Below are 16,738 nucleotides of genomic sequence, written 5' to 3'. Positions count from 1 at the left end.
TGACTGCCGTAGATTTGAAGACTAGATTATCCTGTATAAGATTGGTCTCTGAAAAATAAGCGGAAGGAGGGATGGTTATATCACATTCCTATGATGTCATTATCGTTGGAGCCGGATCGATGGGCATGAGTGCAGGTTATTATCTTGCGCGCAGTGGATTAAAAACATTACTGATTGATGCCTTTGATCCTCCGCATACGGAGGGCAGCCATCACGGAGAACCACGGCTTATCCGCCACGTGTACAGCGGGGGACCTGACTATATAGCGATGGCACTTCTGGCGCAGGAACTGTGGGAAGAACTGGAGGATACTACCGGGGCCAAATTGCTTGTACCTTCGGGCGTCTTGAATATGGTTGACCCGGACATCCATTCTTTTCATAATCGTTTAACCCATGCTGACGATGCGGGGATTCGATATGAAACCTTGCGCGCAGCCGAAATCATGAAACGCTGGCCAGGCATTGAAGTCCCTGAACATTACGAGGGAATGTATGAGCCTGATGCAGGTTATTTATTCAGTGAACGCTGCGTGCTCGCCTTCCGTCAGGCAGCCGAAGCATCGGGTGCCACTCTCTTAACGCACTCACGTGTGGAACATATCGAGTGCAGCGCAGATTCTGTTGGAGTCATCACATCTGCTGGCGAGACGTATTATGCGAACCAGGTCATTCTCAGTGCCGGAGCATGGTTTCAGACGCTGAAACCGTTCGTGAACCTTCCCATTCGAGCTGTACGCAAAACCGTGGGATGGTTCGATGCACCGGAGGCATTGTTCGCCGAGGATCACTTTCCCGGTTTCACGCTGGCTGGAAAAGAAGGCGGATATTATGGATTTCCGAGCATTGGCGGGTCGGGTCTGAAGATTGGACGTCACGATACGGGGCAGGAGTGGACACCAGGCGGTACACTGGCTCCATTTGGCTCTGATGAAACGGATGAGGGTGATCTGCGGAGATTGCTTGAACTTCGGATGCCTCTGGCAGCGGGAAAGCTGAAGCGTGGTGCGGTATGCAAATACGAGTTCACACCGGATGAAGATTTTATTATCGACCGTCACCCTGCCCATAACCATGTATGGCTGGCAGGTGGATTTTCCGGTCATGGCTTCAAATTCGCAAGTGCAGTGGGCAAAACATTGTCTGACTTGGTGCAAACAGGGCATACGGATCAGGATATTGGACGATTTGCCCTTTCCCGATTTCAATAGAGCACTAGCCCGGAGAAGGCTGAACTAGTACTGAACGTAAGCTAACTCGATTTGGTGTATCAGGATGAACTCCTTTCTTGAGCCGTGCCGTGTGGCATAGCGCGCCCTACTTCAAGAAAGGAGTATCCTTACCTTAGCAACGTTTAAATCATTCTAAAGCGAGAGCAGTCCGCGCAATGAATACTCTCCTTTTTAATTCACTTTAACCAAACTCCAGTGCTGATTGGCTCCACCATTGTCTGCCCATTGAATGGTCGAGGCACCAGCGGTTGTGGAGCTCTGGTTGATATCAACGGTCAAGCCGCTATTGCGGTTCACGAGCACAAGATATCCTCCGACATCCACCGGTAACCATTGTTGATTGTTGCCCCCGTTATCCTGCCACTGAATCAAGGCTGCTCCTCCTTGAGTAGAGCTCTGATTCACATCCAGCAGCAGACCACTGCCTACGTTACGGATCTTATAATAACTGTTGCCCGCAGACTCCAACTTCCATTGTTGGTTTGCTGCGCCATTGTCGTTCCACTGGATGATCGTTGCACCCCCGGCAGTAGAAGCCCCATTCACATCCAAAGCGAGACCACTGTTCCGATTGATCAGCTTATAGATTGCCCCGGATTCATATCCTGTGCTGCCATTATACGTCGCGCCAGATATGACATAGGTCGTAACCGAGCCCGCTTTGGCGGTCGCTGTAAACTTTTTATTCTGAATGTTGATGTTGGACAACTGCTGCAACTTCTCCGTAGAGGAGGTCCGGTGTACTTGAGCGGATGTTCCCAGGCTTGTAAATCGGCTCAGATCATACGTCACCGTTGTATCGGTGGCTTCCGAGTTGGTGGTAACCAGCACCACTTTGCCAGAAGCCGCATCATAGGCAGCAAGTGTATTGGCATCACTCATGCCAATGATCTTGGTTCCGGGACGAATAAACTTGCTGTAGTTGCCCATGACATAATATTTCTGATTCACGGTGTAGCTGGTCGTTTGCGTGTTATTCAGTACATTTTTGAAAAATCCCCAGCCATCCGCACTATCTACGGCCTGCCAGTACACCCACGCACTCGCCCCCATGTTGCGTATATCCTTAAGGATCGTACGTGACATCGTTAGTCCGCTGGCATCCCCGTCTCCATATTCTGAGGTCCAGAGATGTTTTCCCGCTGAAGTCGCTGTATTCCGCAACGATGCACGGTTGCTTCCCCCATAGGTATGTGTGTTAATCTGACTGATCGCAGACTTCACTTCACTGCTGTAACTGTTGAAGGAAATGGTTGTGTCATCCAGACTGTATTCTTCTGGCGCGCTCAGCTTCGTGGACAATCCCTTTGCTGTAAGTGAAGATTGCACCTGGCTCAGAATCGTGTTCTGATCTGCCCGATCAAAGTGCATACCCTCCTGATTATTGCCCAGCTTCCACCAAGTGGAGATCGGTTCATTAAGCGGGGTAACTGTGTCAAACGTGATGCCCCAGTTATCTCTGAAATGCTTCACGACCTCTGTGAGATAATCAGCAAAATCATCATAATAATCCGGCTTGAGATTATTGCCACCATTCGCGGCCCCGGACACACTTCCGCTAATGGTCATCCAATAGGGTGCCGAGTTCGCAAAGGCTTCAAAGACGTTGACTCCATATGATTTGGCGGCTTGGAGCATATACCTCTGATTGGCATCTGCATTCCAGTCATACACGCCCGGGGAAGGCTGATATCCCGGCACGGCTTTGCGATATTCCAGCACATTTGATGAAGGATTATCGCCACCTCCAATGTTGTAACGCAGAACGTTCATACCTAGTCCGGTTGTTGGGCTAAACATCTTTTCCACATACTCATCCCGGTTGGAGTACTCTCCGACCACTTTGCCCCACCAGGCAAGGGATGTTCCCCAACCTTCGATGGTCTGATATTGCTTCGAGGGATCAGCCGTGGCTGTATAAGAACCCGCGGCGGATGCTTCCGTACCCAAGCTCCCAGTTATAAAACTTCCTGCTATTAGCAGGGTGCCCAACCGTTTCAACCATTTCATTCGATTCACTCCTTCTAAAGTAAAATGAGTTCAATTTCAATGGAAGAATCCAGAAGATTACTGTGCAACCTCTCGGAAGGTCGCGTCTGACTTATCGAGTGCGGTAACGACAGCTTCCAATTTCAGCACATTATTGTAATGCCTCAGATACAGGTTCGGGTTACTAAACGAGGCGTACGATGTCCAAGCGGCATTAGCAAGTCCATTTACACGTTTGAACGTGGCATCATTTCGAAACGTAGCACTGCCGTCATTTTTCACCAGTGTGATGTTGCCATTATTATTGCGCAGGAAATAGCCTGGATAATTCATAGACTCAAATGAAATGCCTGTTGCATTCGCCAGCCCGGGAACGATGCGAAACTGTGCGTCCTCTGCGGGACTGACACTGGCATCGATTCGGGCCTGATAGTTATAATGGCGAATGAAGCTGCCTGGCACATTATAGGACTCCAGCTTGCGGATATCGCCAGGTTGCCCGGTTTCTTTCAACACGGTCATGTGCCGAACCAATCCGGTCAGACCGGCAAGCTCCTGCTTTGCACTCCAGGTCTGAAACCCGTCAGCAGAGTCGCTGTAATAATATTTTTGTGTAGAGTATCCGTCAAAATAGATTCGCCAAGAACCGTTATCCAGCTGGACAAGCGCAGGTCCCTCTACCCAGGAGCCCCAGCCTGCCCAATCCCCTGTCCCTTTGAATGTGTAAGGTCCGGTGAGGGAAGTAGCTGTAGCATATTCGATATACTTGGTGGTCTCATTCTTGGTGAATGCATGGTAGGTTGATCCTGTCTTGACGATGAAGGTATCGATGTAATTGGGTGCAATGCCTGCAAGCTCTGTGGCAGCAGACCATGTTGTGGAAGACAGCGTTGCATTGGTCGCTGTGATAACATAAGGTTTGAAGTTCTCATAATTGCCTGGGGAGATGGACACGATGATGTTCAGACTGCCGTTGCTGTCTTTGAACCATTCCGGTGCCCAGGTATGTGCAATCGTGGTGGGTGCAGATAGGGTAATATTGCGGACAAACGTCCAATTCACCTTATCTGTGCTGGATGCGATGCCTATCGTATTACCTGACCAGTTCGTGGTATAAACGACATAATACAGCCCATCCGTATGCTTCATGATGCTGGGATCACGGATCAGATTGGCCGGGGGTGTATAGGCAGGCCCTTTAAGCAAACCGTAATTAGTCGCATTGTAGGATTCATAGATATACAGATTGGATTCGCTCGTATTGGTAAAAGCCGAAATCGTGTAAACACTTGTTGCTGCTCTGGCTGTATTCGGGAATAACGTGATGAATAAAAGCAATGCTCCAAGCAGCATGATCATGCCGGACTTACAAGTTTTGAATAATCTTGTACTCCATCTTTTCCTTGTGAACATGGGTCATCTCCTTATCGAAAATGTGGGACAGGCATACCATTTGCCAAACATCACCCCCTTCACAGAACACGTAGCCCACAACGCCCTCAATATGTAAACGGTTTCAATAAAAGATACTAGCTATTCTCGTCGTCCATTCACCGTGCAAGAGCTGCCCGGAGATTCAGAATCTATAGATCCAAACATCCGAGCAGTCTCCGCAAAGAGAATAAATACGACGAGCTAGAACAGGACACGACTGATCAGAACAGACCCGATTCCCTTGCACGTACAATGAAAAGAAGATCTATTCGACCACAACCCATGGATACTGGGACAAGTTATCAAACAAGAAACGCACCCGTTCTGGCGTTCGGCCTTCCTCATCAAATAACAGCAATTCATTCTCATCCTGCAGCCAGGATAAAGGAATTTTGTAATCCTCTTGCGGACCGATCTGCCAATAACGTCCCAGATGGTGCCCGTTCAGATGAAGTGTTCCCTTGCTCATCCCGGTAAGACGAAGCATCAGGTTCATTCGGAAATGTTCGGGCACGGCTGATTTGGAGAAACGCCAGCGGTACCAGACAGGTTGACCGTACGAACCATTCTCCACCGACATGGCATTCCAATTGCCACTATGATCCGCATCCTGCCGATAGGTTTCGAGATGACCTGAGACGTTCGGTGGCTCATATAATTCCCATTGTCGTGGAAGCAAGGCATCCGTACCTGCCATGCGCCAATCCTTCAACTCATCTTCACTCCGGTACAGGATCAGTTCCAGCCGATTCAGCGGCGTTCTGCTATAAGGCATCTCCAGCGTATTGACCTCTCCGGGCCGCAAATAAAGGGAAAGATCCAACGTGTTAAACGAAAACCAGTCCTGATACCCTTCCATTGGCACATCCATGCCATTAAGCCGCAATCCTTGGCTCACCGCTCCAACGAGAATCGCACGGTCCATACCATCCAACGTAAAGCTTCTGCTCAGAAGCGGGGCATCCTCAAGATAATTCACTTCATCGAGATGCACCGCCCCATGCTCCGCATGCCAATTCCGGCGGATGTCCTGAGCGGAACCACCGATGTACACCGATCCTGCTAGACCTTTGCTTTCACTCAAATATGGAGAAAAATTTAGCCTGCCCATATGCTGTACCAGCACCTGTAGTGTATTCTTTCCTTTCGTCGTCTGCACCTGAACACCCGCTGCACCAACTTGACGAACCAGTGCCTGCTCTACACGATTGACATATATTCTGGCCGTATCCTGAAGGTCCGGCAGAATAAGGGTGGTGATTCCATCCACCGAACGGTCGAAATCGCACTCGTATAATAGATACCCGAAATCTTGTCCGTACTGGGAAAAATGCTCTGGTTGACCACTCGAAGCACGCTGTTCCGCTGTTAATGACACACGAGACAACTCGGGGGAATCCGACAGTTTCGGTGGCATAGGCAGCGTGGTGAAAAGATCATGCTGAATAGCTGCGGATGACTCCTGAACATGTTCATCCTGCATGCCGCTCTGTGAATCGTTTGCTTCTCCGTATAAGAACTCATGTCCAGTCAACGTCCGTTCACCATCTGCCCAACTGCCGAGAAGCAACATATTCCGATTCGGATCAGAGATCATACCTGTGACCTGCCCGGATAGGGAGACATCTACATCATCGAATCCGATTGCGTAACGCAGCTGATTTGTCTCTCCCCCTCCTTTGATTCTCCACGTGCGATCCATCGTTTCCTTGTCCAGAACCACGAACCGAATGGGGATACCACTTGCCTCCAGATGAATGATGCCTGGCTCACGGAAATGTACCAGTTCGAAGCGATAGGCTCCATTTAACGGATCACGTTCAACCAGTACCTGCATGCTACTGCCCTGTACATTCAAGACGTTCGTCTCCAGTTCCACAACTGAACGCTGTCCCGCCTCCGCAACGATGAACAGGGTCAATTCTCCATTCACCACTTCATTGCCCGTAATCATCGCGCCACCTGTCAGGTATACATTCTTGGCAATCTCTACCCTGTCAAGTATCGGGATAATCTGCCCTGGGTTCAGGGCAACGGGAAGTGTCCGGCCTTCCTCCAGCGTGACGTGAAACGTCTCACGCTCATCCTTGTGACTCTCCAAGAACCATATCTTCTCGCTGCCTTTAGACCTGCCTCGTACAGAAACGCCTTGCGGATGACGTACCTTGATCTGCTCTGCTGGTACTTCCTCCGTCTCTATCAGCAATGCGCCAAACGCATGGACAAAATAGGATAACTTCTTCGCTACAGCATACTTGGCCGTTACCCGCCCGTACTCGTTCAGCGGCGCATCATAATCGTAGGAGGTAATCATGAAAATATCGCTGCTGCCCACGGTTCTGCCACCATATCCGCCAAAGTTGGTGCCGCCGTAGAACATGTAATGACTGATTCCGGTATAGCCGGTGCGAAGAATTTCCATCATGCGTTTCTCAAACAGTGGCGCCGTCTTCTGAATGGCAGAAGGCCCACCCCAATTCTCGAACCATCCCGTCCAAAATTCCGTAACGATCTTCGGTGTATCCGGCTGTTTCTCCCGCAGCTTCGCATAATGACCGTCAGCACCTGACCAGAAGTTGGCCCCTTCAATCGTGCCCTCCGCGCCACCTACACAGGTGATAAGCGGAACGTCAATCCCTCGCTGAAGCAGCCCGTCCCGAAGGTGGTTCATATGATTACTTGCTGCTGCATCATCCATCAGATACCCGTATTCGTTCTCGACCTGTACAAGAATAACAGTGCCTCCAGCAGATAGCTGGCGCTCACGAATGATTGGAATGATTCGGTCAAAATACAGATCTACATAATGCAGATAGGCTTCATTATTTTGTCGGAACTTGATTCCCTGCTTCGTTTCCAGCCAATAGGGGAAGCCGCCGAAATCCCACTCTGCGCAAATAAACGGACCCGGCCTCGTGATTACATACATGCCCAACTCTGCACACAGGTCCAGAAAGGCTCCACAATCATTGTCTCCTTCGAACGACCATTGTCCTTCCTCCGGCTCATGCACGTTCCAGGCAAAATAGGTATCAATGCAGTTCATGCCAGCCAGCTTCGCCTTCATCAGAACCTCCCGCCATTCCTGCCTCGGCATGCGGAAATAATGAATGGTAGCACTGTTCAGAAATACTCGTTCTCCATTCATCATGAAGCTGCGCTGATCATAAGTCAGTTCAGATCGAACGCCGTGCTCAGCCCTCGTCTTTGTATTCTTCTCCTGCTCCTGAAGCAAAAGGGATGTTTTCTCTGTCAAAGATAAGCCCTCCTTCTCTGTGTTTGAGTTCATCACTGCGATGACAGAAAATGATAAATTGCTTAACCTTCAGTTCGCCTGCAACGTTACGCCTTCTAATACAACGGTGGTGATGGAATTGTCCGCAGTCGAGACTTCCAGTCCATTGGTGTACACCGGAACATTTTCAAGCTGCTCCATGTTCCGATCCGGTGACGTCTGATAAACCTGTGCTGTAGAAGTACTGCTGTAGTCAAATGCCCCCAGTTCAAATGCTGTGGTTCCGGCAGATAACTCATTGCGAATCACCAGTACCAATCTCTTCTGCCCTGCATCATAGGCAGCCAGTGTTCGCCCTTCATCTGTTGGAATAATCGTTGCACCTGGACGGATGAATTTCGTAAACTGGGCCATGCCATAATACTGTTTTGTCATCTCGTACTGCTCTTCTCCATTAAAGTTCGCATGAATAAAGCCCCAGTTATTGTTGGCACCTTCATCTTCAACCGCCTGCCAATACACCCAGGCAGAAGGCTGCATGATTTTCAGATCGAACATGATGCGCTCCGCGAGCTCCTGCACGGAAGTCATGTCCTCGTGACTATGGGGTTCACTGCCACCCGTCCCATACTCGGACATCCACAGTTTCTTGCCATGTCGCTCGGTCAACGTGCGAAGCTCTTCCATTTTGCTACCATTATAGGAGTGCGTGTTAATCTGGTCGATCACATCAAGCGTATCCTGATCATAGAGGCTGAAATTGTGCACCGTCTCGTCAATGCTATTATCGTCCGCAGCACTGATGAGCGTACCGTCCAGCCCTTTACTTTTGAGCGATGCCGCAACCCTCTTGATAATTTCGGCTTGTTTCTCATTGGTAAAATGACTGCCTTCCTGCATGTTGCCTTTCTTCCACCAATCAGAGGAAGGTTCATTGAGGGGGTCAAGTGTACGGAACGTAATGTCCCACTCATCGCGATAATGCTTCACTACTTCGGTCAGATAATCGGCAAACGCGTCGTACTGATCCTCTCGTAGATTGTTGCTGCCATCCACGGCACCCGTAACCGAGCCGCTAATCGTCATCCAGTAAGGGGGTGAATTGGAGAACGCTTCAGCGATGTTGACCCCACGTTCCAAAGAACCTTGTAATACGGCACGTTGTCCTGCATCTGCCTCCCAATTCCACACGCCGGGTTCAGGCTGGAAGCCGGGAATATCTCCCCCGGGCCGAAGCGCCTTCATGTCGGGATTCTCCTCGCCGCCAATGTTGTAGCGAACAATGTTCAGACCTAGCCCTTTCTCTGCATCAAACACCAGATCCATGACTTCACTGACCTTTGCTTGATCTTTCCATCCTCCAAGATCGTTGGCCCACCACGCAAGCGACGTACCCCAGCCTTCAAAATGATCATAGGATTGCTCCAGCTTCAGACGTATCGGCTCACCTTGGAATGCAAGTGTTTTGGATGATTCATTGGCAAAATGATTGATGATAATCCCTCCTCCTGCAAGGAGCGCGATCAGGGCCACACCCATCAGGATGTAACTCCGGCTACGCCACCTGCGCTGCTTGTGATGATTATGGTTGTCATTGTTGAAAGGGTCCTTGTTGTTATTCATGATTCATGCAGCCCTTTATCCATGTGCGATGTAGACGGTTCTTGCTTTTCAACATTGGCTTCAACACTGCGTTCACCTCCCGTTACTTGATCCCGCTGCTGCCACCACTGATATTCGCTTCGTAGACATAACGCTGTCCTAATAGATACACCAGCACCATCGGAATGGTCAGAAACAGGGAAGCAATCATAACGAGGTTCCATGGCGGCATCTGTCCTCCACCGACCGTGGTCAGAAGCTGAACACCGAGCGCCAGTGGCATTTTCTCCGGATCATTGATGTAAATGAGCGGCCCCATGAAGTTCCCCCAGTTATAGGAAAACGAGAAAATGGCGATGGCGGCAAGTATCGGATAGGTGAGTGGCATAATGATTTTCCAGTAGATTCCTGGATGTCCCATGCCGTCGATCATGGCAGCTTCATCAAGCGACTTCGGAATGCTCATGACGAACTGCCGAATGAGAAATACGTTGAATGCTCCGGCGAAAAAACTAGGCACAATCAGTGGATAGAATGTATTGATCCAATCCAGATGACGGAAGATGATGAACTGCGGCACCATCGTCACCTCGCCCGGAATCATCATCGTGCTAAGCAGTACAATGAAGAGGAACCGACTGCCTCTCGCCTTGATCCGAGCGAAGCCGTAAGATACGACCGATGCTGACAACACCGATCCGATAATGGTAATGACGGTAATAATGACTGAATTTTTCAGATAAGTACCCAGATTGTTATTCGTGAAGATCGTATAGAAATTGGACCATTGGAATTCGAGCGGTATGAAGGTAAAGGCTGATTTTACGGTTGTAGCGTCACTCGCCAGTGCGATGGAGATCATGTACAGGAAAGGGGAAGCAAGCAGCACCCCGACCAGAATCAGAAAAATGTAAGATATCGTTTTCTCTACAGTGGATGGATTACTCATTTGCTTTGCCCTCCTCGTAATGCACCCATAGCGCCGACGAACGGAACACAACCAGGGTCAACGCCATGATGATGATGAACAGCACCCAGGCAATGGCCGATGCATATCCCATTTTGTAGAACTGGAACGCATTCTGGAACAGGTAAGGAACAACCATCTGACTGGCATTATCCGGTCCACCTGCTGTAACGATGAATACCTGTGCGAACGTCTGGAGCGCCCCGATCATCCCGGTGACGAGATTGAAGAAGATGACGGGAGTCAGCATTGGAAATGTAATGTGGAAGAACGATTGCGAGCTCTTCGCCCCATCAATGGCGGCGGCCTCGTACAGCTCCTGAGGAATACCTTTCATACCCGCCAGCAGCAGTACCACGCCGCCCCCGACGCCCCATAGCGACATGAGGATCAAAGCTGGTTTAACCCAGTTTGGATCAAGCAGCCAAGCAGGGCCTTGAATGCCGAAGATGGCAAGTGCCTGGTTGATCAACCCTTCCGTTGGAGCGAGCAAATGGATGAAGAGTAGTGAGCTTGCAACCACCGGAACGACAGATGGCAGATAGAACAGGATGCGGAAGAAGGTAATACCTTTGATTTTTTTGTTGAGGTAATACGCGATCCAGAGCGAGATGGACATGCCTAGCGGAATCGATATTAATGCGTAGAAGAAGGTATTGCCTACGGATTTCCAAAAGATCGGGTCATCGGTCAACAGGTTTTTGTAATTGTCTATACCGATGAATTCAGGAGACTGGAACAGATCCCAATTGGTGAAGCTCATGTAGATGGAAAACAGGATCGGACCCAGGGTTAGTCCAAGGAATCCAATCAGCCAAGGCGAGATGAATATATAAAACCATTTCCCGTCCTTTTTTCTCACGTTAAGCCCTCCCATAACGAAGCGAGCAGACGAAACCCGGATTCATTCATGCCGAATTCCGTCTGTCCCCTGTCGATGCTATTTGTAGATTCTTTCCAGTCCGCTCTGAATTTCAGTCACGGTATCATCCAGTGAGGCTTTATTGTTGAAGTAGACACCCAGCTTGTCGTTAATGAGCTTCATCATTTCATTCCATTGCGGATTGAACGGCTCGGCGTAAATGGTGGACTCGCTGAAAGCAGCCATGTTGATTTTCTTGCCGCCATATTCGGCATTCAGGAACTCATCGCTGGATAGGCCTGCCTTCGTTGCCGGAGCATCCTGGCCCGCTTTGATCATTGGTAATTGAGCTTCTGGTGTAGTCAGCGCCTCTATGATTTTGAATGCCTCTTCCTTATGTTTGGACGCGTTCGTAATCGTAAAGCCATTGAAGAAAGCGTTGGTCTCTCCCCATATCGGAGAAATGTCCCAATTGATGCCTTCCACCTTGGCAAGTGAACCGATATTCCAGAATCCCGTCGTCTCCATAGCAATCTTGCCTTGGGCGAACAATGGGTCAGCACCGATATTTCCCATGTCGGCAATCTCCGTTGGCGTTGGTCCCACACCATGGGTGAAGGTCAGATCATTCATGAATTGCAGTGCTTTACGTACAGGTTCGGTATTGAAGGTAGGTTTGCCGCTCTCATCGAACAGGGAGCCACCGTTTTGGTAGATCAATTGCATCCATTGCGGCCACCAGCTGCCTGGGTAGTACCCCCATTGAACCGTTTTGCCATTCTCCTTCACTGTCAGCTTCTGAGCAGCGGCGAGCAGGTCTTCCTGCGTCCATTCCTTGGTCGGGTATTCCACCCCGGCCTTGTCGAACAGGTCTTTGTTGTAAAAGAGTACCATCGCGCCTGCGCGGTCCGGCATTCCGAACTGTTTACCATCGAATTTCATCAGGTTGGCGATGTCGTCAGAATAACGCTCTGACATGTTCACATTGTTGGCCTGGATCATATCATCCAGCGAAACAATTTGGTTTTTGGAGGCGTACGCCTGATAGTTCTCGGCAATCATCATGATGTCTGGTGCGGTTCCTCCGGCGATCATCGTCTGAACCTTTTGATCATAGTCCCCGGCAACGACGTTCAGTTTCACATTAATATCGGGATAGGTCTGCTTCACAATGTCGAGTCTCTCCTGATAAATCTTCTTCTCGTCCTCCGAGCCCCAGATCGTCATGCTCAGATCGACCTTTCCCCCAGCTGCACCGCTGTCACCCTTGCTACAGGCTGTCAGACCCATTACCATGACCAACATCAATAACGAAATGACCTTTAAACTTTTTCTCATACCGTGCGCCCCCTTGAAATATGAATGGAAGATCAGACAACTGAAACCCGTTTCATGAAATGGGTTTCATAAAGTTTAAAATTAAAACCCGTTCCAGTTTATGAAAGGGGTTTCATTCACGACCTCATTATATTTCACCCTCCGAAGAAATGTCAACGCTTTCTTTTCCAAACATTTCCCATTTATCGTGGTGCGGGTCCAGTACTTTGGCGGACAACAAGCTCTGGTTGCAGAATGGTCTGTTTCTTCGGATTACCCTGATTAATCAGTTCATGCAGCTTGTCCACGGCCAGCTTGCCCAGCTGATACGTATTCTGAGAAACAGTCGTCAGTTCCGGTATAACCGCACTTGCGAGCGGCGTATCATCAAAACCGACAATGGAAATATCCTTCGGAATCGATAAGCCATGCTCAATGGTCGCCTTAATCGCACCAATCGCCGTGTAGTCGTTCACACAGATCACCGCTGTTGGAGGGTTTCCACGGTCCAGCAGCTTAGACATCTCCCGTTTGCCATCTTCAATGGAGAAGCTTCCAAGCAGTTGACGATCTTTCGGTATTTCGAGTCCATGCTCACGCAGTTTTTTCTGAATGGCCTTGACCTTAACCATCGTGGTGGACAACTCCTTCAAACCGCCCACAAAAGCAATATCCCGATGTCCCAGTTCGAGCAAATGTTCTGCAGCCAAAACAGCTCCTGCTCCTTCATCCGTGTACACCCGATGGAATCCGCCTTTGGCAATGTTGCCATTGACCAGCACGATCGGCATACGTTTGCCCATATCAATCAATTCCTGAGCCATCTCATCCGGACAGACCTGCATGTTGATTCGTCCACCGAGAAAAATAATGCCATCTACCCGCTTCTCGCGCAAAATAGACAGATACTCGGACTCCCGGCTGTAATCCCCGGCCGTATTGCACAGGAAGAATGTATATCCCAATCCACGTGCCTCGTTCTCAGCCCCCCAGAACACTTCTGGGAAGAACGGATTCGTAATGTCCGGCAGGATGATCGCAATGGTTCCCGTCTCTTTCTTGATCAGACTGCGCGCCTGCGCGTTGGGTTGGAACTGGTGTTTTTCAATGATAGACATGATCTTCTCCCTTGTGCTAGCACGCACAGGTGCCGTATCATTCAGCACACGGGAGACCGTGGATACGGATACGTTCGCTTCTTTGGCGATGTCATATATGGTAATCGGTGTCATATGTGGAACCATCCTTTTTCTCTAATATTCCTGCTTATCATACCAGATAAGGAATCGGGATGAAATGGGTTTCATTCCGAGGCTCCATCACAGCATCTCCACCGATGATATTCAAGTAATTGAACCATTCGATTGGATGATCCACCAAAGTTGTAATTTTCATCGGATTCAGCCTGCTTTCCCTTCTATTTCACACCATTGTTCCATATATTAGATTGTAAGCGAATTCATAAGGTGATTAGAGGAGTGTGAACGACGTTATGATCATTCAGGTCAGTCCGCTGGCAGAATCAAGACTTAACGCGATGCTGGGAGATCGGCCGGGCTATTTCAAGCTGTTTTATGACACCGATGGATGCGGATGTGATGGTACTGCTGTGCTTCTGATCGTTAACGAGCCAGACAGTGATGACATTCGGATTGAATCCGATTCGCTTCCTTTCCTTATCAACAAACAGCAACAGATCTATTTCGAACCTTGCCTTCGCCTGCAATCAGAGAACAGTTTCCCTTCCTACCGATTGAGCAGTGATTCCATGATCTACGGTAATCATGTCAAAGCCCATGATCTTCGGGATACCGCAGACACTTCGCAGCAGCCGCTCAGTTGGTTCGTACGATAAAAGTTGGAAAATATGGACCTACGAAAACACCTCCCAACCCTTGAAAATTAACGGGCTGGGAGGTTTCTTCTTTGTTTGTTTTTGTATGACCTGCATCAGTTGTGTGACTGGAAAGTTATCTCTTGGACCAATCGCAGCATACCTGATCTTGTCAAATGACATCATGCGCTTATTTACTTTGTTTTGAACCGGGATGATGCTTCGGCAAGCTGTTTGGTCAATCCATCGATGGTCTGTACCATCTCTGACAGATGCTCGGTCATGCCTGACTGTTCCTCCATCGTCGCGGTCACTTCCTCCACGGATGCAGACACTTCTTCACCTGAAGCAGACAAGTTCTGTGCAGCTCCAATGACGTCATCCTTATCGCGTTCAATGGATTCAATCTCGGAGGCAATCGCCTGAACCTGGTCCATCATTTCATTCATATTTTGGGTGACAAAATTGAACGTTTCCTTGGTCTGGCCTACACTGCTCTTATGCTGTTCAGCAATCGCCTCAATGGCTTGTACGCTCCGGTTATTCTGCTCGACATGATCAATCGTCTGCATCACAATCCGGCTGATATCCTCCGATTGGGCTGTGGTCTGCTCCGCCAATTTGCGGATCTCCGATGCAACGACGGCGAAGCCACGCCCATGCTCGCCTGCCCTAGCGGCTTCAATGGAGGCATTGAGTGCAAGCAGCTTCGTCTGATTCGCAATCTCGGTTATCGTACCTGTAATTTGGTGAATGCCAGAGGAGCTTTCAGCGAGCTGCACTGTAATCTTGGAAATATTGTTCACTTCGGCCTCGTTCTGTTCGTTCACCGCAATCAACACATCAATGACCTTATGGTTGTTTTTGAATGCATCCGTAATCTCGTCTGCCTTGAGCTTCACTGACTGCGACATCTCATTAACGTTCTCAATTTTATTGCCCACGTTCATGAACTTATCCACGATCGCTTCCGTATCATTGGCCTGAGATTCCATCGCTCGTGAAATTTCAAACGCCGTTGTCGTTGTTTCGGCAATGGAGGTCGAAGTCTGCTGGGTGGACAGATCCAGTTCGGTTGTACTTGTTTTCAGTACGCTGATGGAATGATTCATGCTGGAAATCAGCTGTTGGTTGCCCGCCGCCATCGTGTTAAAGCTGTCCACCAGTTGTTTGAATTCTCCGCTATATTTGCCCTTAGCCTGCACCGTCAGATCCCCGTCTGCAAGTTGTCTGAACAATGCTGTTAGCCTTGTAATGGGTTTGGTAACCAGTAAGGAGATCAGTATTCCTGCGATGATAGACACCGCAATTGCGCTGAACAGGACGATATACATCTGTTTCGCCATTTTCCCTAATGGCTTCTGCACATCACTTAGTTTATCTTCAACAATGATGGTCCAATCCGATCTTGGAATTTTGGAATAAAAGATTACTTTGTCCTTTGTGCTAACATCGCCTTGTTGCAACTGCTCGTTAGAAGGCAGATCAATCAGTGACTGATATTCACCAGACTCAAGCTTCTGCCCCGCCATCTTTTCATCCGCCGAATTGAACATTACTGTACCTACGCGGTCCAGAATAATGACTTTTCCCTCTTCATTAATGTTGATGTTCTGAAGCTGGTCAACGAAGAACGAGGTTGATGCGGTAGATACAAGTACGCCCTCCACTTGTTTGTTTTCATCGTAGATCGGCATTGCAAAAGCAGTACCCAGCGTACCCAGTGACTTGGAGATAACCCCTTCACTAATTACATTCTGGCCTTGAACCGCCTGTTGAAAATACGCACGATCTGCACGTTCTCCCCCGAGGGCTTCAGGATCGTTCGCTGCAACAACGATGCCTTTCCGGTCCAGCAATATGATATTGCTGTTGCCTTCCATCCCCGCGAGGCTGTCTGCCAATATACCATTGGACTTATCCACGAGTTCACTATTTTCCGAGAAAAAGACATCATCATTCTGTCCTTCGCTATTTCGAATCTCCAGCAATTCCTGAAATGTGCCATGTGTTGTAATCAGGAACGTGGATTGTTCTTCCAACGTTAGTGAAGTGAACAAGCCCGCACCAATCCGGTCAGAGGTTGCTTTAATCTCATCCTTGCTTTTGTCGAGGGTAATCACTGCTGCTACAGTGTAAGATAAAACCGCAGTTACCGCCAATACGAGGGTTACCAGTAAACCGATCATTAGCGGCAATTTGACTCTGAACGACATGTTGATTACGCGTTCTCTCGCCTTCGCGAATACCAAATGAATCCACCTTC

At 49.1% G+C, this 16,738-nt stretch carries 12 protein-coding genes; 2 read left to right on the top strand and 10 right to left on the bottom strand.

Annotated features, from left to right (window positions below):
* Positions 1 to 71 precede the first annotated feature (71 nt).
* Positions 72 to 1,211: an N-methyl-L-tryptophan oxidase gene (solA, locus tag BLV50_RS20370; protein WP_090809685.1), complete on the top strand. Its 1,140-nt coding sequence runs from the start codon at positions 72 to 74 to the stop codon at positions 1,209 to 1,211.
* Positions 1,212 to 1,403: 192 nt separating this feature from the next.
* On the opposite strand, the gene BLV50_RS20365 is transcribed toward solA, so the two are convergent.
* The 9 genes from BLV50_RS20365 to BLV50_RS33560 all read right to left on the bottom strand — a co-directional run bounded on the left by BLV50_RS20365 (position 1,404) and on the right by BLV50_RS33560 (position 14,033).
* Positions 1,404 to 3,242, bottom strand: coding sequence for an RICIN domain-containing protein (locus BLV50_RS20365; RefSeq protein WP_090809683.1), 1,839 nt, complete (start codon positions 3,240 to 3,242; stop codon positions 1,404 to 1,406).
* A gap of 57 nt (positions 3,243 to 3,299) precedes the next feature.
* Positions 3,300 to 4,634, bottom strand: a complete 1,335-nt coding sequence (locus BLV50_RS20360) for a glycoside hydrolase family 43 protein (RefSeq protein WP_090809680.1) — start codon at positions 4,632 to 4,634, stop codon at positions 3,300 to 3,302.
* Positions 4,635 to 4,920: 286 nt separating this feature from the next.
* On the bottom strand, positions 4,921 to 7,911 hold the full coding sequence (locus tag BLV50_RS20355; protein ID WP_090809678.1) for a beta-galactosidase: 2,991 nt from the start codon (positions 7,909 to 7,911) through the stop codon (positions 4,921 to 4,923).
* A gap of 69 nt (positions 7,912 to 7,980) precedes the next feature.
* Positions 7,981 to 9,513 carry a glycoside hydrolase family 30 protein gene (locus BLV50_RS20350; RefSeq protein WP_256338002.1) on the bottom strand — a complete coding sequence of 511 codons (1,533 nt, stop codon included), beginning with the start codon at positions 9,511 to 9,513 and terminating at the stop codon, positions 7,981 to 7,983.
* A gap of 82 nt (positions 9,514 to 9,595) precedes the next feature.
* On the bottom strand, positions 9,596 to 10,441 hold the full coding sequence (locus BLV50_RS20345; RefSeq protein WP_063565349.1) for a carbohydrate ABC transporter permease: 846 nt from the start codon (positions 10,439 to 10,441) through the stop codon (positions 9,596 to 9,598).
* A complete protein-coding gene (locus tag BLV50_RS20340) occupies positions 10,434 to 11,321 on the bottom strand; it encodes a carbohydrate ABC transporter permease (protein ID WP_063565348.1) in 888 nt (295 codons plus the stop codon). Before BLV50_RS20340 ends, BLV50_RS20345 begins: the two co-directional genes overlap by 8 nt.
* Positions 11,322 to 11,399: 78 nt before the next feature.
* The gene (locus BLV50_RS20335) at positions 11,400 to 12,659 is read right to left on the bottom strand and encodes an ABC transporter substrate-binding protein (RefSeq protein ID WP_063565347.1); all 1,260 of its coding nucleotides are present in this window, start codon (positions 12,657 to 12,659) and stop codon (positions 11,400 to 11,402) included.
* A gap of 182 nt (positions 12,660 to 12,841) precedes the next feature.
* The gene (locus BLV50_RS20330) at positions 12,842 to 13,870 is read right to left on the bottom strand and encodes a LacI family DNA-binding transcriptional regulator (RefSeq protein ID WP_064636034.1); all 1,029 of its coding nucleotides are present in this window, start codon (positions 13,868 to 13,870) and stop codon (positions 12,842 to 12,844) included.
* Between the two features lie 37 nt (positions 13,871 to 13,907).
* Positions 13,908 to 14,033, bottom strand: a complete 126-nt coding sequence (locus BLV50_RS33560) for a hypothetical protein (protein ID WP_256336611.1) — start codon at positions 14,031 to 14,033, stop codon at positions 13,908 to 13,910.
* Positions 14,034 to 14,118: 85 nt separating this feature from the next.
* On the opposite strand from BLV50_RS33560, the gene BLV50_RS20325 reads away from it, so the two are divergent.
* The gene (locus tag BLV50_RS20325) at positions 14,119 to 14,493 is read left to right on the top strand and encodes an iron-sulfur cluster biosynthesis family protein (protein ID WP_231952416.1); all 375 of its coding nucleotides are present in this window, start codon (positions 14,119 to 14,121) and stop codon (positions 14,491 to 14,493) included.
* A 173-nt stretch (positions 14,494 to 14,666) separates the two neighbouring features.
* On the opposite strand, the gene BLV50_RS20320 is transcribed toward BLV50_RS20325, so the two are convergent.
* Complete coding sequence (locus tag BLV50_RS20320) at positions 14,667 to 16,724, bottom strand: methyl-accepting chemotaxis protein (RefSeq protein ID WP_090809676.1); 2,058 nt, start codon at positions 16,722 to 16,724, stop codon at positions 14,667 to 14,669.
* Positions 16,725 to 16,738: the final 14 nt, after the last annotated feature.

Source organism: Paenibacillus sp. 276b (genome assembly GCF_900107875.1).
Lineage (GTDB): Bacteria > Bacillota > Bacilli > Paenibacillales > Paenibacillaceae > Paenibacillus > Paenibacillus marchantiae.
This window is presented reverse-complemented; position numbering and strand designations above follow the sequence as displayed.

Excerpts from the sequence above, each read along its gene's own strand:
- solA (WP_090809685.1), top strand. The coding sequence starts at position 72 with ATGGTTATATCACATTCCTATGATGTCATTATCGTTGGAGCCGGATCG.
- BLV50_RS20365 (WP_090809683.1), bottom strand. The coding sequence starts at position 3,242 with ATGAAATGGTTGAAACGGTTGGGCACCCTGCTAATAGCAGGAAGTTTT.
- BLV50_RS20360 (WP_090809680.1), bottom strand. The coding sequence starts at position 4,634 with ATGTTCACAAGGAAAAGATGGAGTACAAGATTATTCAAAACTTGTAAG.
- BLV50_RS20350 (WP_256338002.1), bottom strand. The coding sequence starts at position 9,513 with ATGAATAACAACAAGGACCCTTTCAACAATGACAACCATAATCATCAC.
- BLV50_RS20345 (WP_063565349.1), bottom strand. The coding sequence starts at position 10,441 with ATGAGTAATCCATCCACTGTAGAGAAAACGATATCTTACATTTTTCTG.
- BLV50_RS20335 (WP_063565347.1), bottom strand. The coding sequence starts at position 12,659 with ATGAGAAAAAGTTTAAAGGTCATTTCGTTATTGATGTTGGTCATGGTA.
- BLV50_RS20330 (WP_064636034.1), bottom strand. The coding sequence starts at position 13,870 with ATGACACCGATTACCATATATGACATCGCCAAAGAAGCGAACGTATCC.
- BLV50_RS33560 (WP_256336611.1), bottom strand. The coding sequence starts at position 14,033 with ATGAAAATTACAACTTTGGTGGATCATCCAATCGAATGGTTCAATTAC.